The organism is Paraburkholderia sp. (genome assembly GCF_047605525.1).
GTDB lineage: Bacteria > Pseudomonadota > Gammaproteobacteria > Burkholderiales > Burkholderiaceae > Paraburkholderia.
Window position 1 is genome coordinate 45,517 of sequence record NZ_JASGFN010000027.1, and the last position, 23,710, is coordinate 69,226.

A 23,710-nucleotide genomic window follows, 5' to 3' on the forward strand; every position below is an offset into this window, starting at 1 on the left:
ATGAGTGCGCCGGAAATGCTGCACGAAGGGATGCGCGGCGCGGGTGCCGGGGCGGCCGCGCGCGCCGCGCAGGCCACCGAAGCCGCGCAGGCCGAAGCCACGAATACCGCGCGCGCCGCGAAATCCGCGCTCACGCGCCGCGAGCAGAAGGAAGCGTACGAGAACAACAAGCTGTTCAAGCGCCTCGCGCGCCAGGTCGGCCAGGCGATCGGCGACTACAACATGATCGAGGACGGCGACAAGGTGATGGTCTGCCTGTCGGGCGGCAAGGACAGCTACGCGATGCTCGACATCCTGATGCGGCTGCGCGAGCGCGCGCCGATCGATTTCGACATCGTCGCGGTGAATCTCGACCAGAAGCAGCCGGGCTTTCCCGAGCACGTGCTGCCCGAATATCTGAAGCAGCTCGACATCCCGTTTCATATTGAGAACCAGGACACCTACAGCATCGTCAAGCGGCTCGTGCCGGAGGGCAAGACCACCTGCTCGCTGTGCTCGCGGCTGCGGCGCGGCATCCTGTACCGCGTGGCGGGCGAGCTCGGCGCGACGAAGATCGCGCTCGGCCATCATCGCGACGACATCCTGCAAACGCTGCTGCTGAACCTGTTCTACGGCGGCAAGCTGAAGGGCATGCCGCCGAAGCTGCAATCGGACGACGGCAAGAACATCGTGATCCGCCCGCTCGCGTACGTGAAGGAAGCCGATCTGGAGAAATACGCGGAGCTGCGTGAGTTTCCGATCATTCCGTGCAATCTGTGCGGCAGCCAGCCGAATCTGAAGCGCGCGGAAATGAAGGCGCTGATCCGCGACTGGGAGAAGCGCTTCCCGGGCCGCATCGAAAACATGTTCAACGCGTTGTCGAACGTGGTGCCGTCGCATCTGATGGATCACCAGTTGTTCCCGTTCGCGGGGCTGCGCGCGACCGGCGAGGCCGATCCGCAAGGCGATATCGCGTTCGACGAGGAACCGTGCTCGACCGGCGCCGACGAAGGCGCGCCGCTTACCGGCGCGAAGACCATTTCGCTGGTCCAGTTCGACGATCTCTAACGAAACGTGCCTGTTCTGCAGGCATTGCGGCGAATTTGCGCTGGCGGGAAACGTGGTAAGGCCGCACTTGCGGCCTTTTTCGTGCAGTGCCGCATGGTAAAATCGGCCCTTCAAAACTCGTCTTATCGCCGACGCCATGAACATCGTGATTTTGGCGGCAGGTACCGGCAAGCGCATGCGGTCCGCGCTTCCCAAGGTGCTCCATCCCCTGGCCGGCCGGCCGCTCCTCGCTCATGTCATCGACACAGCCCGCGCGCTGAAGCCCGCGCGTCTCATCGTCGTGATCGGCCACGGTGCCGAGGCCGTGCGCGAAGCCGTCGCGGCACCTGATATTCAATTCGCGGTGCAGGAGCAGCAGCTCGGCACCGGCCACGCGGTCCAGCAGGCGTTGCCGCTGCTCGATCCCTCGCTACCCACGCTGGTCCTGTACGGCGACGTGCCGCTCACGCGCGCGGCCACGCTGCGCGCGCTCACCGAACGCGCGGGCCATGACGGCTACGGCGTGCTCACCGTCACGCTCGACGATCCGACCGGTTACGGCCGCATCGTGCGCGATCAGCAGGGCAACGTGCGGCGCATCGTCGAACAGAAGGACGCGAGCCCCGAGCAGTTGCGGATCGGCGAGATCAATACCGGCATCATCGTCGCGCCGACCGCGCGTCTCGCCGGCTGGCTCGCGGCGCTGAAGAACGACAACGCGCAGCGCGAGTTCTATCTGACCGACGCGGTCGAGATGGCGATCGAAGCGGGGCTCGAAGTCGTCACCACGCAGCCGGACGACGCATGGGAAACGCTCGGCGTGAACAGCAAGCAGCAGCTCGCCGAGCTCGAGCGGATCCAGCAGCGCAATGTCGCCGATGCGCTGCTGGTGGCCGGCGTGACGCTCGCCGATCCGGCGCGCGTCGACGTGCGCGGCACGCTCGAATGCGGGCGCGACGTGTCGATCGACGTGAACTGCGTGTTCGAAGGCCGCGTGACGCTCGCCGACAACGTGAGCATCGGGCCGAACTGCGTGATCCGCAACGCGAGCATCGGCGCGGGTACGCGCGTCGACGCATTCACGCATATCGAAGGCGCCGAGGTCGGCGCGAACGTCGTGCTGGGGCCCTATGCGCGGCTGCGCCCGGGCGCTTCGCTGCACGATGAATCGCATGTCGGCAACTTCGTCGAAGTGAAAAACGCGGTGCTCGGCCGCGGCTCGAAGGCGAATCACCTCACGTATATCGGTGACGCCGATATCGGCGCGCGCGTGAATATCGGCGCCGGCACCATCACCTGCAATTACGACGGCGCGAACAAATTCCGCACGGTAATCGAGGACGACGTGTTCGTCGGCTCCGACACGCAACTGGTCGCGCCCGTGCGTGTGCGGCGCGGCGCGACCATCGCGGCGGGCACCACCGTCTGGAAGGACGTCGAGCCGGACGCGCTGGTGCTGAACGACAAGACCCAGACGAGCAGAACCGGCTACGTGCGTCCGGTCAGGAAGAAGAGCTGATCGATACGATGCGCGCACGACGCGCGCACCCTGAATCCGGCACTGAAAAGGAATAAACCATGTGCGGTATTGTCGGCGCGGTTGCGCAACGTAACATCGTCCCGGTCCTGATCGAAGGACTGCGTCGCCTCGAATATCGCGGCTACGATTCGTGCGGCGTCGCCGTGCTCGGCGCGAACGGCCCGAGCCGCGCGCGCAGCGTCACGCGCGTCGCCGACCTCGAAGTCCAGGTGCGCGACGGCGACCTCGAAGGCGTGACGGGCATCGCGCATACGCGCTGGGCGACGCACGGCGCGCCGGTCACCGACAACGCGCATCCGATCTTCTCGCAGGATGCGCTCGCGTTGGTACACAACGGCATCATCGAGAATTACGAAGTGCTGCGCGAAATGCTGCGGGGTAAGGGCTACAAGTTCGTCTCGCAGACCGACACGGAGGTTATCGCGCATCTGATTCACAGCCTGTATCGCGGCGATCTGTTCGCGGCGGTGCGCGCGGCGGTCGCGCAATTGCATGGCGCGTATGCGATCGCGGTGCTGCATAAGGACCAGCCGCACACGGTGGTCGGCGCGCGCCAGGGTTCGCCGCTCGTGGTCGGGCTCGGTGATGGCGAGAACTTCCTCGCGTCGGATGCGCTCGCGCTCGCGGGCAGCACCGAGCGCTTCATCTTCCTCGAGGAAGGCGACGTCTGCGAACTGTCGCTCGACAGCGTGCGCATCGCCGATCGCGACGGCAACGACGCGCAACGCGAAGTGCGTCAGGTGGCGGCATATGGCGGCGCGGTCGAACTCGGCCCGTATCGCCACTTCATGCAGAAGGAAATTTTCGAGCAGCCGCGCGCGATCACCGACACGATTCCGCAAACCGATACATTCGATCCTTCGATCTTCGGCGACGGCGCGGAAAAGGTGTTCGCGGACATCGACAGCCTGCTGATTCTCGCGTGCGGCACGAGTTACTACTCGGGGCTGACCGCGAAGTACTGGCTCGAATCGCTCGCGAAGATCCCGACCCAGGTGGAAATTGCGAGCGAGTATCGCTACCGCGAATCGGTGCCGAATCCGAAGTCGCTCGTGGTGGTGATCTCGCAGTCGGGCGAAACAGCGGATACGCTCGCGGCGCTCAAGCATGCGCAGAACCTCGACCACCAGCACACGCTGGCGATCTGCAACGTCGCGACGAGCGCGATGGTGCGGCAGACCGAATTGGCGTTCCTCACGCACGCGGGCCGCGAGATCGGCGTGGCGTCGACGAAGGCATTCACGACGCAGCTAGTCGCGCTGTTCACGCTGGCGGCGACGCTCGGGAAGCTGCGCGGACGCCTGAGCGACGAGCAGGAAGCGGGCTATCTGAAGCAGTTGCGCCATCTGCCGGCCGCGTTGAATAGCGTGCTCGCGCTGGAGCCGCAGATCATCGCGTGGTCGGAGGAGTTTTCGCGCAAGGAACATGCGCTGTTCCTCGGACGCGGCATGCACTATCCGATTGCGCTCGAAGGCGCGCTGAAGCTCAAGGAGATTTCGTATATCCATGCGGAAGCGTATCCGGCCGGAGAGCTGAAGCACGGCCCGTTGGCGCTCGTGACGGAGGCGATGCCGGTGGTGACGGTGGCGCCGAACGATGCGCTGCTCGAGAAGCTGAAATCGAATATCCAGGAAGTGCGCGCGCGCGGCGGCGAGCTTTATGTGTTCGCGGATGCGGATACGAAGATCGTCAACGACGAAGGGCTGCATGTGATCCGGATGCCGGAGCACTATGGGGTGCTGTCGCCGATTCTGCACGTGGTGCCGTTGCAGTTGCTGGCGTATCACACCGCGTGTGCGCGCGGGACGGATGTGGATAAGCCGCGGAATCTGGCGAAGTCGGTGACGGTGGAGTGAGCGAGCGTTTTGATGGTCGGGAGATGCAAGTAGTACTGCCGCCTGCACTTGTCAGCCGGCGACGGGTTCGAGAAGCCGGCCTTCCTCTTTCATAACGACGCCGCCCTTGATAACGACAGGGATGTGCTCGCCCTGACCCAGCAGCAGGGAAATGTCCTCTACCGGGTCTCCATTGACCACGACCAGGTCGGCTACGGCACCGACCGCAATAGTGCCCCGCAGCCCCGGCTCCCGGGTGATTTCCGCGGCGATACAGGTCGCCGAGCGGATTGCCTCGACGTTGCCCAGCACTTCGGCTCGAACTGCAAACTCGTCGGATTGGCAGGCATGTAGCTCTCCCAGCATGTCCGAGCCAAACCCGACCTTCACGCCCACGCGCGCCATCAAAGCCAGCGCCTTGCGACCGACAGAGCGGGCCCCATCGATTTTTGCAAGCGATTCGGCGGGGAATCCCAGGGCAGGCCCTTTCTCCGAGAGCCGGTCGAGCGTCGACAGAGTAGGGACAACCGCAACGTCGCGCTCAACGAGAAGTCGAGCGGTATCTTCGTCGATAAGATTGCCGTGCTCGATACATTTGACGCCACACTCAACGGCTCGCCGGACCGCGCGCGCGGTGTACGCGTGAGCCATGACATACGTGCCGGCAGCCTCGGCTTCCTGGACCGCTGCCCGAATCTCGTCCTCCGAGTATTGCGTGTTGGTAATCGGGTCATTCGGGGAAGCAACACCGCCGGATGCCATCACCTTGATCTGTGACGCACCTTTGAGCAGCTCCTCGCGTACGGCAAGCCGCATCGCCTCGACGCCATCGACTACCCGGGAGATGGACCCCAACCGCCCGAGGCAGCCACATGCATCGTCCAGCTTGTCGTTACGCTGACGGAAATCGCCGTGTCCGCCCGTTTGCGACAGCGCCTTGCCTGACGACAGAATGCGCGGCCCCCAGAGCACGCCGGTGTTGACTGCCTCACACATCCCGAAGTCCGCGCCACCCGCGTCCCGTACGGTCGTGAACCCGCGATTCAGCATACCCCGCAGCACCGGCAAGGTCTTGAGCGCGGCGAGGAAATTGGGCATCGCGGCACTCCGTCCAAGATTGGAGTGTCCTGCCACCACGTGAACATGCAGATCGTAGAAGCCGGGAAGGACGGTGCGTCCCGGCAGAGACAGCGTGCGCGCGTCGCTGAATGACGGCGGGACCTCGCCGATCGCGACTATTTTCCCGTCGGCAATACAGACGTTGACGCTGGTCCGGCGTGTGCTGGTCACCGGGTCGAAAACCGCGACCCCGCCGAGTACGAGCTTGCTCATGGGAATCCTCAAGACTGGTAGGGCTTCATCAACCACGTGCCAAGCAGACTCACGACAGCGGCGAAGATGATGTAGTACGAAGCGGATTCGGCGTCTCCCGTTGCCGCGGTGAGCCAGGTGATGATGAACGATGCAAATCCGCCAAAGATGGTCACGGCGCCGTTATAGGCGAGGGACAGTCCCGTTGTCCGAACACGGCTCGGAAACATCTCGGTGAACAGCGCGAGGATGGGACCGGTATAGGCCGCAATGAGAACCCCAAAAACGACCTGAAACGTCAGCAACGTACCGAACGTAGGCGACTTGATGAGGTGCGAGAACAACGGGTAGCTGGCGAACAGAATGACGACGGCCGCGATACTCAGGACGCGTTGCTTGCCGACCCGGTCGGACAAGGCGCCGAAGAGCGGCGCCATCACCATGAGTACTGCACCACTGACGATGCCCGAGATGAATCCCTCACGCTGGGGCATGTGCAGGTATTTCACAACGTACGTTGGGATGTAAAAGAGAATCACGTACGTGCAGACCGTCCATAGCACGACCATCAGGAGGCTCGAAAGCACGCTACGCGGGTATTCACGGATGACGTCTCGCAGCGGCGTGCTGGCGTGACGCTTCTCGGAGGCGAACTCCGGCGTTTCCTCGATTTTCAGTCGGATGTAATAGCCGACCGGCGCCACGAGCATGCCGATGATGAACGGAATACGCCAGCCCCAGGAGGTCAGCGATTCGGGTGACATGCTCGAAGTGATAACTGCGCCGGTGATGCTGCCGATAACGACGGCAAAGCCGACGCTTGTCTGAATCCAGCTCGAATAGAATGCGCGGCGGTTCACCGGAGCGTGTTCGGTCAGGAAGGCGGTCGCGCCGCCCATCTCGCCGCCCGCCGACAACCCTTGCAGCATCCGCGCAACGACGATAAGACAGGGGGCTGCAATGCCGATCGACTGGTACGTGGGAGCAAGCGCGATGATGGCCGAGCCGAGTGCCATCACGAGCATCGCAAGAGAAAGCGCGCGCTTTCGTCCGACCTTGTCGGCATAGATACCGAATGCGATGCCACCAAGCGGACGCATGACAAAACCCACGCCGAATGTCGCCAGTGCCAGGAGTAGCGAGGTCGTTTCGTTACCTGCGGGAAAGAAGAGCTTGCCGATGATTGCGGCGAAGAAGGCGTATCCGGAGAAGTCGAACCACTCCAGACCGCTTCCGATGACCGTGGCGAAAATCGCTTTTCGCCGAGTCACCGTATGCGCGGGCGGGTTGCCCACCAGATAACTGTTTGATGCACCTGCGGCCATTGAGATCTCCCCGGTTTACGTTGAGCGAGGTGAACGTTATGTCGTCGTCACGTAACCAATGTAATTTTTGGCGTGCCGGCGACATAACGTTAATTTCGCAAACGCGGTTGCAAGAAATGCAACCGCAACCGGGGATCTCAGGCTCAGGCTGTCACACGCCTTTCGCCTGAGCTGTCGCCCACTTGCGGAAGCGGCGCGCGGCGGAGGTTTCGGCGCGTTCCGATGGCCACGTAATGTGGTACGCACCGCCCATCGTTGCGTGAGCGTCGGACGCCCGGACAAGTGAGCCGTGTTCGAGGAGCGGGTCAATCACGCCGTTCCATCCGAGCGCGACCCCCTTGCCGTGGGTCGCGAGCTGCACGATGAGGGGATAACTGTTCACGATGATGGTCTGGTTGAGAGTCGGACGCTCGAGACCGACGCGCTCGAACCAACTGTGCCACGACATCCAGCTTCGCTCGGCATCCTCGAGCACGAGCAGCGTGCTCGAGAGCAATTCATCAGGCGTCAATTGGCGTCCGTTTGCATAGGCTGGAGAGCAAACCGGAAACACTTCTTCGTCGAAGAGCTTATGAGTATGGGTCCCCGGCACCTCGGCGTTACGCAGATAAAAGACGCCGACGTCGTATTCGGCTGGCGAGACAACACCAAAATGGTCGCGAACGATGATTCGAAGGTCCACGTCCGGGTTGGCATCGATGAATGACCCAATCCGGGGCGCCAGCCATAGCGTGGAGACGCCGGCCGTGCAGGACACGGTGAGCCGTGATTTGACAACTCGGGCCATCAGGCTCGACGTTACGCTCGTGCACAGTTCCAACATCCGGCGAACGTCGACGGCGTAGGTTTCTCCCGCCGGCGTCAATCTGAGAGCGTTGTGCTCACGCACGAACAGTCGACGCCCCAGGAATGTCTCGAGCTGTGAAATCTGTCGGCTGACCGCGCTCGTGGAAAGATGAAGCTCCTGGCCCGCCCGAGTGAAACTCAGATAGCGGGCGCTGGCTTCGAAGGCTTGCAAACACGCGAGCGGAGGCAGAGGTGAGAGAGCCATGTGCGCGAGGCTGATGTCATGAGTGGAAACGCCTCAGCATAGCCTGATTGAGGTCACTGGCCGTAGAGTACCGGAAGGCCGTTCCTGATGACATATACGGTCGTCGGTGCGCCTTTCTCAATGCAGGCGTTCTAGGAGCGGTCGACAGTCCCTGTAAGCTCATCAAGAAGATCAGCCTGAGTGGTTTGGCCACCGGGGCGCGGCCGGGCGAGGGCAATCGAGGCCGTGACCAGCAAAACACCCACCCAGAGAGTCATAGTGAGAGGACGTGCAGCGTACAGAGCGAGGAATACAGTGGAGAGCACTGGCGTCGCATAACTCAACGCTGTCGTAACGCTCGTATTCGCCCGCTTCATGCCGAAGTCCCAGAGGTAAAACGCCAACCCCATCGGGCCGAGACCCATGTAGACGAGCACCAGCCAGTCACGGGTCGTTATCGTTGGTGTTTGCTCCATCGAAAAGTGAAGAACAAGACACCCTAGTCCCGCGAGCAGCGTGAACGCTCCGACCGCGTGGCTCGATACCGCGCTGTAACGCTTGCCGAGCACCGAATATCCGGCCCATGCAAACGCTGAAAGAAGAGCGAGCGCATACGCGGCAACCTGGTTCAGCAGATGATGGCCGAGCATAGTCGGTTCATTGCTGGCGCCCTGGACGGACCAGCATGCCGCAATGGCCCCGCCGAATCCGAGAGCCGCACTGAAGTATGGGGCGCGAGGTCTCGCCTGTTCGGAAGACAGACGACTAGCGAGGCAGAGAATCAGTACCGGCCATAGATAGTGGAGGAGGCTTACCCCAATCGGGTCGCCAAGCTGCAACGCGTAGAAATAGATAACGTGATAGACGAACATCAGGCCGCTACCTGCCGCCAGAAGTCCAAGCGATAGTTTCCAGTGCTTTGCCCACGGCACGCCGATGAGTCCACCGATCGTCAGCGCGACGCCGTTGACGAACAGCGTCGGTACTCCGTGCAGGAGGTCGACGCTGGTGGCAAGCGTGCTCCACATCAAGACGGTAATCGCGACCCCAAGTACGGCCATTTTGTCCTCCAGATTGCGTGAATCTGCAGGAGTCGGGCAGCGCTGTCTTCGTTGTCCTCGTAGAGAAGGAGGCGCAAGATTTCGTATGTCTCGTAGGGCTCTCGTGTCGCGGGGAAGACTGAGGTCCAGGGTAAGTACCTAATTTGACGCGTGGTTGAGCACCAGCAGCAGAAGCTGCTGAAGAGGCGCCGGGAGTCAGTGAAAACTGCTGCGTGGTCGATCGATAAAAGTTCTGGTTGCCGTACGGGCTCAATAGACTGTGGTCTTCCATCATGCATATCTGACAGGAGTAACCGTGGAACTGACCGACTTCGACACGCTGACCTTCGACTGCTACGGCACCTTGATCGATTGGGAGAGCGGCATCTTCCAGGGCCTGAAATCCTTGCTCGAACGTGCCAGGACGCCGCTTACGCGTGACCAGGTTCTGGAAGCCCACGCTCGTCACGAGTCGTCGCAGCAGAAATACACGCCGGCCAAGCGCTATCAGGAATTGCTGCCCATCGTGTACAAGCGCCTCGCCGAAGAATGGGGTCTGCCGTTCACGCATGAAGAGTGCGTGGCATACGGTCGCTCGGTACAGAACTGGCCGGCGTTCGAAGACAGCGCCGAAGCGTTGCAGTATCTGAAGAAGCACTACAAGCTGGTGATTTTGTCGAACGTCGATAACGAAAGCTTCACGTACAGCAACGCCAAACTGAAGGTTGAGTTCGATGCCATCATCACGGCGGAAGACGTGGGTTCGTACAAGCCGTCGCCTCGAAACTTCGAGTACATGCTCGAGAAACTCGCCGATCGTGGCATCAGGAAGGAAAAGATTCTGCATACGGCGGAGAGTCTCTTTCACGACCACAAGCCTGCGAACGCGTTCGGACTGGCGTCGTGCTGGATTTATCGCCGCCACGCGCAGCAGGGCTTCGGCGCCACGATGAATCCGGGCTCGCAGCCGAACATCGACTTCCGCTTCAACAGCATGGGTGACCTTGCGAAGGCGCACCAGGAAGCACTGGCGAAGAAGTAAGACAATGTCGTCTCGTCAGCGGCGGCCGCGCGACCGTTGTCCGCGCCGGTGCGGACGAGACCACTGCTGAATGTCGAATTCGACTTCAGGCGACGGAAACATAGGGGGCGTTGTGGCTTTGACGGATTTCAAGGCACTCACATTTGACTGCTACGGGACGCTCATCGACTGGGAGTCAGGCATCGCATCGGGTCTGTCGGAGCTGGCGTCACGCGCCGCAAAACAGCTGGCGCGGGACGAAATTCTCGAAGCGCACGCGCGCCATGAGTCATATCAGCAGAAGATCACACCGGCCATGCGTTATGACCGGCTGCTGCAGGTAGTGTTCAAGCGGTTGGCCGAAGAGTGGAACGCGAGTTACACCTGGGACGAAGCCGTCGCCTATGGTTCGTCGGTCGGTGACTGGCCGGCATTCCCGGACTCAGCCAGCACGCTTCAGTATTTGAAGAAGTATTTCAAGCTCGTGATTGTTTCCAATGTGGACAATCGTAGCTTCCGGGTGACCAACGAGAAGCTGGCTGTGGACTTCGATGCAATCGTAACGGCCGAGGATGTCGGGTCGTATAAGCCATCGCGGAACAACTTCGACTACCTGTTCTCGACCCTGGCGTCGATGGGCATTGCGAAGGACGATACACTTCATGTCGCGGACAGCGTCTATCACGACCATGAACCCGCGGGCGCAATGCAGCTTCGCTCGTGCTGGATTCAACGCCGCTATGAGCAGCGTGGGCCCGGCGCCAACATGAAGTATTCGGTCGAGCCTTCCGTCGACTACAGGTTCACGAGCATGGCGCAACTGGTCAAGGCGCATCACGAGGACCTGGCCCGCTGATAGTACAGTCCCTTCGATTGACAAACCAGCCAGTTCGAACACGCACGATATGCGACAAAAGCTTGACCGGACCGATATCAAAATCCTTGCCGAACTCCAGAAGAACGGCAATATGACCAATGCCAACCTCGCCGGTATGGTTGGACTGTCCGCAAGCCCCTGTCTGCAACGTGTGAAGCGCCTCGAGGCGGCCGGAATCATTTCCGGCTACGGCGCACACCTCAACCTGTCGAAGCTCACGAGTACGGTCACGGTTTTCACGGAAATCATGCTTCACGACCATCGTCGCGAAGACTTCACACGCTTCGAGGCGAATCTCCGGGATTTCGAAGAGATTACGGAGTGCCACCTGGTGAGTGGGGGTTACGACTACCTGCTGAAGTCCATTGTCAAGAACATCGGGCACTACCAGGAGGTCATCGAGAAGCTGGTCGACCGCAACATCGGAATCGAGAAATATTTCAGCTACATCGTGATCCGGTCGCCCTTTGTAAAACAGACGGTGCCCCTCGACAAGCTGTTGTCCGAAGACGATGACTAATGGAGTACGTGCGATTCTGAGCGGAAAAAATAAAAAGGCCATCGTCCTCGTGAACCGATGGCCTCGCGGCTCGACGCGATGTTCTAGTCGAGACCGCCCTGACAGATGTACTTGATGGACAGGTAATCGTCGAGTCCGTACTTCGACCCTTCGCGCCCATAGCCGGATTCCTTGACACCACCGAACGGCGCCGCCTCGCTCGCGACCGCCCCCTCGTTCAAACCGATCACACCCGCCTCGAGTTGACGTGAGACCCGGTCGGCACGCCGCATGTCCTGCGTGTAGAAGTACGCGGCAAGACCGAACGGCGTGTCGTTGGCGAGGCGAATCGCCTCTTCCTCTGATTCGAAGCGATACAGCGGCGCCACGGGCCCGAAGGTTTCTTCGCAGGTGATGAGCATTTCGTTTGTCGCGTGAGCGATGACCGTCGGCGCATAGTAGTTCGGCCCCATCTCCGTCAAGCGCTTGCCACCCGTCAGCACGGTCGCGCCTTTCGAAATTGCGTCACTGACGTGGCGGTCGATCTTGTCGATTGCCCTGGCGTTGATCATCGGTCCGATCTGCGCTTGCGGGTCGGTTGCCGGGGCGACCTTGAGCGCGCCGACTCGCGCCGCGAGCAACTCGGCGAACCTGTCGAATACGCCCGCCTGCACGTAAATCCGGTTCGGGCAAACACACGTCTGTCCGCCATTGCGGAATTTTGCCGCCATCAGGCCGATCACGGCCGCATCGAGGTCGGCGTCGTCGAAGACGATGAACGGTGCATTGCCGCCGAGTTCCAGCGAGAGCTTCTTGAGCGTACCGGCCGACTCGCGTGCGAGGTACTTGCCGACCGCCGTGGAGCCCGTGAACGTAATCTTGCGCACGCGCTCGTCGGCCAGCCAGTCGCCAACGGCTTCGATGCCCTGATCGCGGGACGCGCTGAGCATGTTGAGAACGCCGGCAGGAACGCCTGCCTCCTGGGCGAGTGCCGCGAGCGCGAGCGCGGTCAGCGGCGTGTCCTCCGCGGGTTTGCCGACGACCGTGCACCCGGCGGCCAGCGCAGGAGCGATCTTGCGCGCAATCATCGCGAGCGGAAAATTCCACGGCGTGATGGCGGCGACGATTCCAACCGGCTCCTTGATGGCGCGCATCTGCTTGCCGCGTTGCTGCTGGGGAATCAGGTCACCATAGATGCGAGTCGCCTCGTCGGCGAACCAGGCGACATACGATGCGCCATAAGCGACTTCGCCCCGAGCCTCGGCCAGCGGTTTGCCTTGCTCCATCGACATCAGCGTAGCGAGGTCGTCCGTGTTCGCAACAATCAGCGCGTGCCAACGCTGAAGAATTTCTGCGCGTTCGCGGGGCAGGCGTTCACGCCAGTCCTTTGCGGCTTTCGCCGCCGCGTCGGTCGCCGCGCGCGCGTCCGCCTTGCCGCTGTTCGCGACTTCGGCGACAAGACCGCCCGTCGCGGGGTTCGTCACCGGATAGCGCGCGCTGTTCGCCGCGTCCGTCCATTCGCCACCAATCAGGTTTTGCCGACGCAGAAGTTCTTCGCGTTTCAGTTTCAGTTCCATACTCGATGCCTTCGAAGGATAGGTTGTTCGTGGCCCGTGCAGTCGAGCGCCGGGCTTTAACTCTTAAGCGCGCGGCGAACGTCGGCGCTTTCCAGAACGTCGTCGAGCGTCTTGCGAACACGCTCCACCATCATGCCGACCTCGCCCTCGGTATAGCAGAGTGCCGGGGCGAAACCAAGAATGTTGTCGCCAAAAGCGCGGAAGATAATCCTGTTGCGAGCCGCGGCGTCGAAAATGCGGTCGGCAAGATGCAGTGCCGGGTCGAAGCGGGCGCGGGTCGTTTTGTCCGCTACCAGCTCGACCGCGCCGAGTAGACCGGCGTGTCTCGAGTCACCGACGAGAGGATGGTCAAGGAGGCTGTCGAGACCGCTTGCAAATCCCGGTGCCCGGGCCTGGCCATTCGCGAGGAGACCGCCTTCGGTGTAAAGCCGCAGCACTTCGAGTCCGACGGCGGCGCTCACCGGATGCGCGGAGTACGTCTGGCCGTGGCCGATTGCTTCGCCGGGCTTGCTCCCATCGGCGATGCCTTGATAGACGGCATCGGACATCAGCACGGCACCCATGGGGGCGTAGCCGGCGGTGAGGCCCTTCGCGATGGTCATCAGGTCGGGCTCAACCTCTTCGGTTTCGCAGGCGAACATTGGACCGGTTCGGCCAAACGCAGTGATGACCTCGTCCGCGACGAACAGGATATCCAGTCGCTCGCAAGCGTCGCGCATCGCCTTGAGCCATCCCTTCGGTGGCACGATGACGCCGCCCGAACCCTGCACGGGCTCGCAGAAGAAAGCAGCGACGTTCTCCGCGCCGAGCTGGGCAACCTTGTCTTCCAGCGACTTCACCGAACTCGCAATGAGCGCTAGAGCATCGTCGGGCGTCTCGCTGCGATACAGATACGGGGACGGGATGTGATGCTGAGTCGGAAGCGGAACGTCGAAGTTGCGATGGAAGCTGGCGATTGCGGTGAGGCCGGAACCCATGGACGACGAGCCGTGATAGCCGCGTTCGAGCGCAATGAAGTGCTTCTTGCCCGGCCGGCCGATGGCGTTGTAGTAGTGCGTGATGAACCGTAGCGCCGAGTCGACCGCGTCGGAGCCGCCAAGCGAGAAGTAGACGTGCCGCAGACTCCTGGGCGTGATTTCGACAAGGCGTTGCGCGAGTTCGATTGCAGGTTGGGAGCCGAAGTGGAAGTAGCCCGTTGCATAGGGCAGCTTCGCCATCTGCGCGGCTGCAACCTCGACGATGCTCTCATGACCATAACCGGTGTTGACGCACCAGAGACCCGCGAACGCATCCAGCAGTTCGTTACCTTCAGCGTCGTACAGCCATGCGCCCTTGCCGCGTTCGAGGACGGTAACGCCACGCTTCTCGTGCGCACGGTAATTGGCAACAGGATGGATGAGATGCTTGCGGTCTGAATCAATAAGCGTTGCTAGTGATGACATTTCACGATCCTTGATAGGGGGCTGCCCGTCATTAGAGTATCTGGAGCTCGCGGCATCCGGTTTTGCATGGACGAGCCGGCTATTGGCCTATCCGTTCAAATCGGGGCTCGGCGCGGCATTTTCTGCTGTTACCGTTTCAATCTTCGCGAAGCCGGTACAGCGCCATCGCGACCTGGACCTGGAACCGGATCTTCGGGTCTTCGAGCGTGACGTTGAGAATTTCTTCGATTTGCTCGAGGCGATAACGCATCGTGCTGATATGAATGCCCAGCGAGCGCGCGGCATTGACCAACTGGAAGCCCTCGTCGGCGAGCGTGCCGAGCGTCTCCAGCAGCGATTCGCCGCGCGGGCGCGAGACGAGGGGCGTCACGAGCCGTTCGATGAGCATGTCGCGTGCGTTCGCATCGCCAAGCAGCGCCCGCGGAAAGAGGATCTCGTCGAATCGATGCAGTCTTCCCGGGCGCAAGGTCGGCAGCAGCGCATCGACGTCCTTCGAGCCTGTCGCCATACCGTCGATGCCTGAATGCACGCGGCTGATTGCCATCGCCGCGCGTTGGTCACTGACTGCTTCCCACAGAGATTCAGGCGACGCTTCCGCGGGAAGGATGAACTTGATCTGGTTCAGCCATATTGCAAGCAACTCGGGCTGTCCCGTCGCGCGGAGTTGATGCTTGAGCGACTCCACCCAACGTTCACGACGGTTCAGGCCTTCCGTGGTCAGCGGTATTGGCTCGTCGAGAAGCACGAGGCAGATGCGATACTGGTTCGTCTGGCTCCAGCCGCACACTCGCGCGCGCTCCAACGCACTCGGCGTAGCCGTGAACTCACCGTCCAGCAGACCAGCGACGAGCGCATATCCCAGGCGGTCTTCCTGTTGCGCGAGCTGCTGCTGATGCATGAGGTGCAGTGCGGCGACCACACTCGCGTGTTCCATCGCCCGGGTGTCCAGCTCGTCGACTTCCGAGCCGTTCAGGTCGAGCCAGTTGACGGCAACGAGAGAATCGTGAAGTCGGACCGGAAGCCGTAGACGATAAACAGTGCGACCGGCGATGACGAACTTCACCCGAATCGGCCGCGACGAGTTATTCGCATCGATGGGTGAATCGGACAAAGAGGTGAGGAATTGCTCTTCGAGCGCTTGCGTTTCGGATTCCGCAGCCGAGGTACCGAGCACTTCACCGGATACGTTCGTGAAAGTGACCTCGCGACCTACGAGCTTTCTCAGCGTGATTGCGATGTCACTCAGGCTGCTTGCCGTCACCGCGGCGTTGGTCAACGCACGATGCATCTGCTCCGAGCGCTCGATTATCTCAGCCTGAAAATAGATTATCTTCGCGAGAATCTCGTGAGTGACCTGGCTGAATTGAACGGCCCAGGGTAGCTCGAGAAGAGGGAAACCAACGCTGCGCGCTTCGTCGATGGCTTCTTGAGGAAAGTGGTCGCGAAAGTGAGGGACGGCCAGCACGACACCGGCGAGCCCCACTTCACTCAGTTCGCGCACCAGCCGTCTTGATGTCCCGGCATCACTGGGCCAGTTGTAGCCGGTTGTCAGCAGCAGTTCGCCGGGCTTTACCCAGTTGACGATGTCCGGGTGGTCGACCATGTGAACCCAGCTAATGTCGCGCTGGAGATTTTCCTCGCCGGCGACGACTTTTGCTTCACGCAGGACGGTTTCACGAATGGCGGTGTCGAGCTTCATGGCGGCGCATGGTTTCGCCGCGGTATCAGCGTGACACCGCGGCGGCAATTAGATCTCTTTGGGCTGGCGATAGCCGAACAGCACGCCGAGCAGGCTGAACGCGGCGGCGAAGATGACGTAGAACGCCGGCGCCATCGCCGTACCCGTCGTGCTGATGAGCCACGTGAGAATGAGCGACGCGAAACCGCCGAACGTCATGACCGCCAGATTGTAGGCGACCGAAAGCCCCGTCGAAAGCACCCTGGTCGGGAAGATTTCCGACAGCGCGGCCAGGATGGGGCCGGTATAAATCGCGATCAGCACGCCAAACACCGCCTGGAATACGCACAGCGTCGCGACAGACGGAGTCTTCACAATCATCGCGAACATCGGCCACGCGAGAACGAGCATCGCAGCCGACGCTCCGCCGAGCAACCACTTGCGCCCCACCTTGTCCGAGTACCAGCCGGTGAACGGCGACAGCACGGTGATGACGCCGCCGCCGACCATTGCGGCGATAAACGATGCGGATTGCGGAAGCTTCAAGACTTTCACCGAGAAAGTCGGCATGTAGAAGAGAATCACATAGATACAAACCGTCCAGAGCACGACCATCGCGAAACTTGCGAAGGCTTGCCACGGGTAGTCGCGGAGAACTTCTTTCAGGGGCGTCTTCGACTTCTCCGCATCGAGAAAGACCGGCGTCTCATCGAGGTTGCGACGGATGAAGAAGCCGATCGGCCCGATGAGCAGACCCGACAGGAAAGGGATGCGCCATCCCCAGCTCTCCATGTCCGCGGTGGAGAGGCCGAGCGTGATGCCCGTTCCGAAGCAGGCACCCAGCAGCACGGCGAAGCCGATACTCGTTTGAATCCAGCTCGAGTAGTAAGCCCTTTTGCCTTTGGGAGCGTGTTCCGTCAGGAACGCAGTTGCCGTACCCATCTCGCCCCCCGCTGAGAAGCCTTGAAGCAGGCGCGCAAGAACGATCAGGCAAGGGGCTGCGATGCCGATCTGCGAGTAAGTCGGGGCGAGGCCGATGATTGCGGTGCCGGCGCACATCAGCAGAATGGTCAGCGACAGTGCGGCTTTCCGGCCGGCCCGGTCGGCATAGATGCCGATGAGGATGCCACCGAAAGGACGCACGAGGAAGCCGACTCCAAAGGTCGCGACCGAGAGCATCAGCGAAGTCAGGTCGTTGCCCGTCGGGAAAAAGAGCTTCGCGATGGTGATGGCGAAGAAGCCGTACACCATGAAGTCGAACCATTCGAAGCCGTTCCCCAGCACGGTCGCAACAATCGCCCGCCGTCGCGCGGCTTTCTCGTCTACGTAGCTTCCCGCCAGATTCACTGTATTCATCTCCGCTCCCGGTGCGTGCTCATGCGCTTTTCAATGGTCGGTTCGGTCCCGGTCAGGAACCAGCCGTATCCCATTGAACTCAGCCAGAAATCGCATAACTACCTACGTCAGGTAGGAACGGAAGACTCCAGATTAGTACATCAAGTATGAATTGCGTCAGAAAAAACTAAAAAGCGGCGCGCAATTCCTGCTTTTCGTAGGTATTCGCACGGCTTGTGGCTTCCTACTATCGGTTCCATCCCAGGAGGTGATTCGATGAACAAGGAACTCGATAAAAACCGGAGCGCCGCGGCGCTGCGTGAAACCTATGTCGCCCGCGGTGTGGCGACGGCCCACCCCATCGTTGCTGCCCGTGCGGCGGGCGCCTATCTGTGGGACGACAAGGGCCGCAAGTACCTCGATTTCGTCGGCGGCATCGGCGTGCTCAACGTCGGTCATAACCATCCGGCGGTGGTCGCGGCGGTCCAGCAGCAGCTCGAGTCCTTCTCGCATGTCTGCTTCCAGGTCGTCGGCTACGAGCCGTACATTCGCCTCGCAGCGCGTCTGTCGGAACTGGTCGCTCCCGGCCAGGGTTACAAGTCGGTCTTTCTGACTACCGGCGCCGAAGCGGTTGAGAACGCCATCAAGATTGCTCGCGGCTACACGAACCGCCCCGGCGTGATTGCGTTCCGCGGCGGCTTCCATGGCCGGACGCTTCTCGGCATGTCGCTCACGGGCATGAGCGCGCCCTACAGGCAGAACTTCGGACCGTTCGCGCCCGACGTCTACCATGCGCCGTATCCCAACGCGTACCACGGCATCAGCCCGGACGATGCGCTGAACGCCCTGCGGGCAATCTTCAGTACGCAAATCCAGCCCGACCGGGTCGCCGCGATCATCCTCGAACCCGTACAGGGCGACGGCGGCTTCCTCGCGGCTCCGGCTGAATTCATGCAAGCGCTGCGCGAACTCACGAAGAAGCACGGCATCGTTTTGATTTGCGATGAAATCCAGACGGGTTTCGGTCGCACCGGCAAGATGTTCGGCTTCCAGCACTCGGGCATTCAGCCTGACCTCGTGACGGTGGCGAAGAGCCTCGCCGGCGGTCTGCCCATTTCGGGCGTGGTCGGTCGCCCCGAAATCGTCGACGCACCGCAACCCGGCGGGTTGGGTGGTACGTACGGCGGCAATCCGCTGGGCTGTGCGGCAGCGAATGCCGTGCTCGACATCTTTGAACAGGAGAACCTGCTTGAACGCAGCGTCAGAATCGGCGAGCAACTTCGCGCAGGCCTGGAAGAGTTGAAGGCCACGCACCCGGAAATGGGCGAAATCCGTCAAACCGGCGCGATGGTCGCAGTCGAGTTCGTCGCCGATGCCAACGCAAAAACGCCGGACAGCGCTCTTGTCCAACGCATCCTCGACGCGGCACGTGAAGAAGGCCTGCTCATCATCAAGTGCGGTGTCGAGCGCAACGTGGTTCGCTTCCTGTCGCCGTTGACTGTATCCGACGAGGACGTGTCGGACGCGCTCGGGATGTTCGGTCGTGCGCTGACTGCCGCCAGGGCCGCGGGCTAGTCGATGTCCGACGGGCGGCACGACGCGTTGGAACTTGCTCCGCCCGCTCGCGTAGCGGCGGCGAAGTCGAGGACCGCGCGTCGTTTTGACGTCTTCAGCCCCTACGACGGGGCAGTTGTCGGCCAGGCGCCCGACATCGACTGCCGCACGCTCGCACCGATATTCGAAGAGGGCGTGCGAGCGGCGCGGACAGCTCGAGGCGCTCACGCTGTCCAACGGCGATTCGCCGGCTGGGCTGCAAAGATCGAAGCGCGACGTGATGAACTGGCGAAGCTCATCAGCCTCGAAACAGGCAAGCCTGTTCGTCTGGCTCGCGTCGAGGTTGCCGCTGCTCTTGCAGAGCTGGATGCTTTCGTCTCTTGTCCGCCGATTTCGCCCGCACGTGACGGGACCGCGGTACAGTCGGCTTTCTCCATCCTTGACTGGCACGATCCCGTGTTCTCGACGGTCACGGAAGCCGCGACCGTTTTGAGTTCGGGACGAGCGCTCGTTATCAAGCCGTCGTCTCGCGCGCCGTTGGCGTCGCGAGCCCTCGCGATTCTTTGGGAAGAAGGCAACGACCTGGACGCGCTTCTGTCCGTTGCTCCTTCGACAGACGCCATCGGCATGCTCCGCGCGGCGTTGATGAGTTCCCAGGTGACCGAGGTCCGCTTCCGTGGCAGTCGTGACGTCGGGGCTTTCGTATCATGCGCGTGTCATGAGGCGGCGGTGCCGGTGACCGTTGCAGCGAACGAACGGCTCCCTCTCGTGCTGCACGCCCATGACGTTCTTGCGTGCCGCGACGCTGTTATCAGGCGCGCATTCCTTCCGCCGCTGCTGTCTTGCGCGGAACGCGTATCGTGTCTGTATGTGCATGACTCCGTCGCTGATGCTGTTATCCCGGCTTTACTCGACCAGATGAGTTGTCTTCGCGTGGGCGACCCGCTCAATGACGAAACGGACATTGGACCGGTCATCGATGATGTCGCCACCGCGCTGATATCGGAGCAGGTCGAAGACGCGCTTTTCGACGGCGCAACGCTATCGGGTGGACAACTGCTTTTCGATGGCCGTCAGCTTTGGCCGAGGGTCCTGGACCACGCGACACCGTCCATGCGTATATGCAGCGAAGACCTCGAAGGTCCGCTTCTTCCTGTAATCAGATTCAGTTGCCCATCGGAACTTCCAGGCACCCAGAATTGCAATCTTTTTTGAACAGTCACAACATGAGCGAGACTACCCTTTACGAAGCGTTCTCCATGGTCGACATGCGTGCGGGCCGCATTGCGCGAGTCGAACTGAACACGGAAGCACGCAAGCCAGCGTATAAAATCTGGATCGACTTCGGTGAACTTGGCGAACGGGCGACCAGCGGTCAGTACACGGCGCTTTATCAGGCCGAAGAACTGGTGGGCCGGATGGTCGTCTGCGCGGTCAACCTCGGGAGCCGTCGCATCGGCGGCTTCAAATCCGAGGTATTGATGCTGGGAGTCGAGAATGCGGATGGTGCGGTGGTTTATCTGAAGCCTGAGCGCGACGTCGCGCCCGGCACGAAGGTGTTTTAAAGACTATCCAATCCCCGCGAAGAGCAACCTGATGATGGAGACGGCATGAACACGCCCGCAGCACAGATTGAAGTTGGCGAAGAGATGGTCGCCGGTTTTGCCAGGAAGGGATTGGGACAGGTGCGGGCAGCGACGACCCGCGACCGTGGCGTCGGCCCTTTCCGCAGGCTCGTGCTGCGCGGTGCAATGGTCATCGACGGCACCGGCGCCCCCCCGTGGGGACCCGCGGACATCGTCGTCGAAGATGGGCGCATCACGCTGGTCGCGGCGGTAGGCGTTCCCGGACTGCCCATCAATCCGGCAAGTCGCCCGGCAACTGGCGACCATGAGATCGATTGCACCGGGAAGTTCGTCACGCCCGGCTTCATTGACTGTCATGCGCATATCGGCACGCCGTTTCATGCGGAGAATGGCGAGATGATGCCGGCCGATTACGTGTACAAGCTTTGGCTCGCCCACGGCGTGACCAGCGTGCGCGAAGCCGGCACCATGAATGGCCTTGCATGGACGCAGCAGCAGGCCGCGGCGGCCGATGAAGGCAAAATCGCGGCGCCGACGCTTTATCCGTACGTGTACTTCCCTGCGGTCAACGACTACCTCAAGACGATCTACACGCCGGAGCAAGGCCGGGAATGGCTGCGCAACGCGCATGCGAAAGGCGCGCGAGGCGTGAAGTTCTTCGGCGCCCCGCCGGCAATCATGCAAGCCGCCCTCGACGAGAGCAGGAAACTCGGCCTGCGGACCTGTTGTCACCATGCGCAGCTTTCTGTTGGACGCATGAACTCACTGCGTACCGCCCGTTGGGGGCTGACGAGCACCGAGCACGCGTACGGCATTCCGGAGGCACTGTTCGAAGGCCGCACGCTTCAGGCGGTCGCCGACGACTACAACTATAACGACGAATACATGCGATTCGCGACTGCCGGCCAGACGTTTCTGCAAGCAGCGCGACCCGGTAGCGCGAAGTGGAATGAGGTGATTGAAGCCTTCCTGGAAGCGGGGCACACGTTTGTTCCGACGATGAACGTCTATGATAGCAATCGCGACCTTATGCGCGCGCGCCGCGCCGACTGGCACGACGAGTACACGGACAGTACGACCTGGAAGTATTTCCAGCCCCAGCGCGGTGGACACGGCGCGTATTTTTACCGCTGGTCGGTCAGGAACGAGGTCGAGTGGAAGGAGAGCTTCAGCATTCTCATGACCTTCCTCAACGAATACAAGAATCGCGGCGGCCGGGTCTGCGCCGGTAGCGATTCCGGCTTCATGTATCAGGTCTATGGGTTCGGCTTTGTTCGCGAACTCGAACTGTTGCAGGAAGCAGGCTTCTCTCCGCTGGAAGTGCTGCGCGCGGCCACCTGTCATGCCGCGGAACTCCTCGGCATCGAAGACGAAGCAGGAACTCTGGAGGTCGGCAAGCGCGCGGACATCCTGGTTCATGACCAGAATCCGCTCGCCGACTTCAAGCTGCTGTACGGCACCGGTGCGGTCCGACTGAACGAAGCAACGAACGGTCCGGAGTTCAAGCGGTGTCTGCAGAAGACCATTCGCGGTGGAATGGTGTACGACGTCGATGAGCTGCTTGCCGACGTGCGCGAAATGGTCGCCGGCAGTTGGCCCGGTTCGTCGAAGACCGGGCAAAGGAAGTGAGGTCGATATGCAATCCGGACCACAGTTCGTCATCGTTTCGGGCATGCTCGGCAGCGGCAAGACTTCGCTGCTGGAAAGTTTGCTAGCCGGCGAGGATGGGTCCGATACCGCGGTCATCGTGAATGAAGCCGGCGAAATCAACATCGACGGAGCGGTGCTTTCCGAATCCGCTCGCGGCATGTCGATGGCCACGCTTAGCAACGGCTGTGTCTGCTGCTCATTGACGAGCGATCTCGTTACAACCGTTCAAGACTTGGTCCAGTTTCGTCAGGACGCCGGCAAAGGGCTCTTCTCCCGAATAGTGCTCGAGTGCAGCGGTCTTTCTCGCCCGGGCCCGATCGTGTCGTCGTTGCAGGAGCTCGCAGACCTTCGGCTCAGGCTGCATCTGGTGACGACATACGACTGCAGTCGCCCTGCCCTGGAAACCGGCGACTTCGAAGACGCGGTGGCGCAACTCGCCGCGGCCAACACGATCGTTCTCACGAAGCTTGACCTTGTGTCCAGCGCAAGACGCGACGAAGCACTCCAGGCGGTGACCGCCGTGAACCCGTTTGCTCGCGTCGTCAACGAATTCTCTGGTTCCGTGCGCGCACGTGAAGCATTCGAACCACCACGCAATGGCGGCCTGGTCGCGGGCGACCTGCAAAGCGGTCCGACTGGGCGGCGCCGGCTCCTCCATCCACGCATCCGCGTGTTCCGCGCGAAGCTCGACGACAGGTTTTCGTGGGAAGCAGCCTTGGACTGGCTTGAAAATATTGCTGGCGCCCTCGGAGATCGATTGCTGCGCATCAAGGCGATCGTTCCCGGAGAGAATCCAGGTGAGCGGATTCTGCTGCAGAGCGTCGGGACGACTTTTTCCGCTCCACGTAGGCTTCTTCCGGGTACGACAGCGCCTGTCGGAGCCGTCGTCATCGCGCGGGATTGCGGTCGGCAGGATCTGGATGAAGTCGCCACGGACCAGCAGGTGAATTGGTTCGACTATCAATAGCTGACGCGCTTCGAGTAGCCGATTGAAGCGGAAAAATTACAAATTGCTTGCCGCCACGGCAATCAGAATCATCCGCTATTGCCTGTGCGGCTTCAGGAAATGTCTGAAAAATAGTTTATTTAAGGAAGAAAGCTGTATATAAATAAACCGCACACCGCACGGACCAGGTAAACATCACATCAGTTGAGATTGCCGCATCATGTGCCGTCGATACCAGCAGCGTGACCCGCTTCTGTCCGCATGACGGCACAGCTACTCCGACCGTAGGGCGCCTTTCGCCGACGGCCCGGACAATACCAGCCACCGGACTCGAACGGCGTCGGCATTCCCGGCGGCCATCAGTCCCATTCAGCGCCCGCTGATAGCCAGGGCCCATCGGCAGTTCCGCTTGCGCCAGGCAGCGCATGAACCGGCTCT

General features: G+C 61.4%; 19 protein-coding genes. 11 read left to right on the plus strand and 8 right to left on the minus strand.

Annotation, left to right across the window (positions count from 1 at the left end; genetic code table 11):
• The 3 genes from ttcA (at position 1) to glmS (ending at position 4,422) form a co-directional block, all read left to right on the plus strand.
• The gene (ttcA, locus tag QM685_RS30300) at positions 1–1,047 is read left to right on the plus strand and encodes a tRNA 2-thiocytidine(32) synthetase TtcA (RefSeq protein WP_415122396.1); all 1,047 of its coding nucleotides are present in this window, start codon (positions 1–3) and stop codon (positions 1,045–1,047) included.
• Positions 1,048–1,183: 136 nt separating this feature from the next.
• Positions 1,184–2,545 carry a bifunctional UDP-N-acetylglucosamine diphosphorylase/glucosamine-1-phosphate N-acetyltransferase GlmU gene (gene glmU, locus QM685_RS30305; protein WP_415122398.1) on the plus strand — a complete coding sequence of 454 codons (1,362 nt, stop codon included), beginning with the start codon at positions 1,184–1,186 and terminating at the stop codon, positions 2,543–2,545.
• A 59-nt stretch (positions 2,546–2,604) separates the two neighbouring features.
• On the plus strand, positions 2,605–4,422 hold the full coding sequence (gene glmS, locus QM685_RS30310) for a glutamine--fructose-6-phosphate transaminase (isomerizing) (RefSeq protein ID WP_415122400.1): 1,818 nt from the start codon (positions 2,605–2,607) through the stop codon (positions 4,420–4,422).
• 51 nt (positions 4,423–4,473) lie between these two features.
• Here the strand turns inward: glmS and QM685_RS30315 are convergent, their stop codons facing one another.
• The 4 genes from QM685_RS30315 to QM685_RS30330 all read right to left on the minus strand — a co-directional run bounded on the left by QM685_RS30315 (position 4,474) and on the right by QM685_RS30330 (position 9,128).
• On the minus strand, positions 4,474–5,733 hold the full coding sequence (locus QM685_RS30315) for an amidohydrolase family protein (protein ID WP_415122402.1): 1,260 nt from the start codon (positions 5,731–5,733) through the stop codon (positions 4,474–4,476).
• A gap of 8 nt (positions 5,734–5,741) precedes the next feature.
• Positions 5,742–7,037, minus strand: coding sequence for an MFS transporter (locus tag QM685_RS30320; protein ID WP_415122404.1), 1,296 nt, complete (start codon positions 7,035–7,037; stop codon positions 5,742–5,744).
• Between the two features lie 151 nt (positions 7,038–7,188).
• Positions 7,189–8,055: a LysR substrate-binding domain-containing protein gene (locus tag QM685_RS30325; protein ID WP_415122406.1), complete on the minus strand. Its 867-nt coding sequence runs from the start codon at positions 8,053–8,055 to the stop codon at positions 7,189–7,191.
• 164 nt (positions 8,056–8,219) lie between these two features.
• Complete coding sequence (locus tag QM685_RS30330) at positions 8,220–9,128, minus strand: DMT family transporter (RefSeq protein ID WP_415122408.1); 909 nt, start codon at positions 9,126–9,128, stop codon at positions 8,220–8,222.
• Between the two features lie 295 nt (positions 9,129–9,423).
• On the opposite strand from QM685_RS30330, the gene QM685_RS30335 reads away from it, so the two are divergent.
• The 3 genes from QM685_RS30335 to QM685_RS30345 all read left to right on the plus strand — a co-directional run bounded on the left by QM685_RS30335 (position 9,424) and on the right by QM685_RS30345 (position 11,525).
• Positions 9,424–10,149: a haloacid dehalogenase type II gene (locus tag QM685_RS30335; protein WP_415122410.1), complete on the plus strand. Its 726-nt coding sequence runs from the start codon at positions 9,424–9,426 to the stop codon at positions 10,147–10,149.
• A gap of 112 nt (positions 10,150–10,261) precedes the next feature.
• A complete protein-coding gene (locus QM685_RS30340; RefSeq protein ID WP_415122499.1) occupies positions 10,262–10,984 on the plus strand; it encodes a haloacid dehalogenase type II in 723 nt (240 codons plus the stop codon).
• 49 nt (positions 10,985–11,033) lie between these two features.
• Entirely contained in the window at positions 11,034–11,525 is a 492-nt protein-coding gene (locus tag QM685_RS30345) for an Lrp/AsnC family transcriptional regulator (protein WP_415122412.1), read from the plus strand.
• Between the two features lie 83 nt (positions 11,526–11,608).
• On the opposite strand, the gene QM685_RS30350 is transcribed toward QM685_RS30345, so the two are convergent.
• From QM685_RS30350 to QM685_RS30365, 4 genes are all read right to left on the minus strand, one after another.
• Positions 11,609–13,081, minus strand: a complete 1,473-nt coding sequence (locus QM685_RS30350) for an NAD-dependent succinate-semialdehyde dehydrogenase (protein ID WP_415122414.1) — start codon at positions 13,079–13,081, stop codon at positions 11,609–11,611.
• A gap of 56 nt (positions 13,082–13,137) precedes the next feature.
• Complete coding sequence (locus tag QM685_RS30355; protein ID WP_415122416.1) at positions 13,138–14,523, minus strand: aspartate aminotransferase family protein; 1,386 nt, start codon at positions 14,521–14,523, stop codon at positions 13,138–13,140.
• 136 nt (positions 14,524–14,659) lie between these two features.
• Positions 14,660–16,222 carry a PucR family transcriptional regulator gene (locus QM685_RS30360; RefSeq protein ID WP_415122418.1) on the minus strand — a complete coding sequence of 521 codons (1,563 nt, stop codon included), beginning with the start codon at positions 16,220–16,222 and terminating at the stop codon, positions 14,660–14,662.
• Positions 16,223–16,270: 48 nt separating this feature from the next.
• Entirely contained in the window at positions 16,271–17,557 is a 1,287-nt protein-coding gene (locus QM685_RS30365; RefSeq protein ID WP_415122420.1) for an MFS transporter, read from the minus strand.
• A gap of 255 nt (positions 17,558–17,812) precedes the next feature.
• Here QM685_RS30365 and gabT point away from each other — a divergent pair, with 255 nt between their 5' ends.
• The 5 genes from gabT to QM685_RS30390 are packed head-to-tail and all read left to right on the plus strand — an operon-like array spanning position 17,813 to position 23,293.
• Entirely contained in the window at positions 17,813–19,111 is a 1,299-nt protein-coding gene (gene gabT / locus QM685_RS30370; protein ID WP_415122422.1) for a 4-aminobutyrate--2-oxoglutarate transaminase, read from the plus strand.
• A 3-nt stretch (positions 19,112–19,114) separates the two neighbouring features.
• Positions 19,115–20,305 (plus strand): aldehyde dehydrogenase family protein, encoded by a 1,191-nt coding sequence (locus QM685_RS30375; protein WP_415122424.1) that lies wholly within the window; start codon positions 19,115–19,117, stop codon positions 20,303–20,305.
• Positions 20,306–20,316: 11 nt separating this feature from the next.
• Positions 20,317–20,655, plus strand: coding sequence for a tRNA-binding protein (locus QM685_RS30380; RefSeq protein ID WP_415122426.1), 339 nt, complete (start codon positions 20,317–20,319; stop codon positions 20,653–20,655).
• A 45-nt stretch (positions 20,656–20,700) separates the two neighbouring features.
• Positions 20,701–22,305, plus strand: coding sequence for an amidohydrolase family protein (locus QM685_RS30385; protein ID WP_415122428.1), 1,605 nt, complete (start codon positions 20,701–20,703; stop codon positions 22,303–22,305).
• A gap of 7 nt (positions 22,306–22,312) precedes the next feature.
• On the plus strand, positions 22,313–23,293 hold the full coding sequence (locus tag QM685_RS30390) for a CobW family GTP-binding protein (protein ID WP_415122430.1): 981 nt from the start codon (positions 22,313–22,315) through the stop codon (positions 23,291–23,293).
• Positions 23,294–23,710 lie beyond the last annotated feature (417 nt).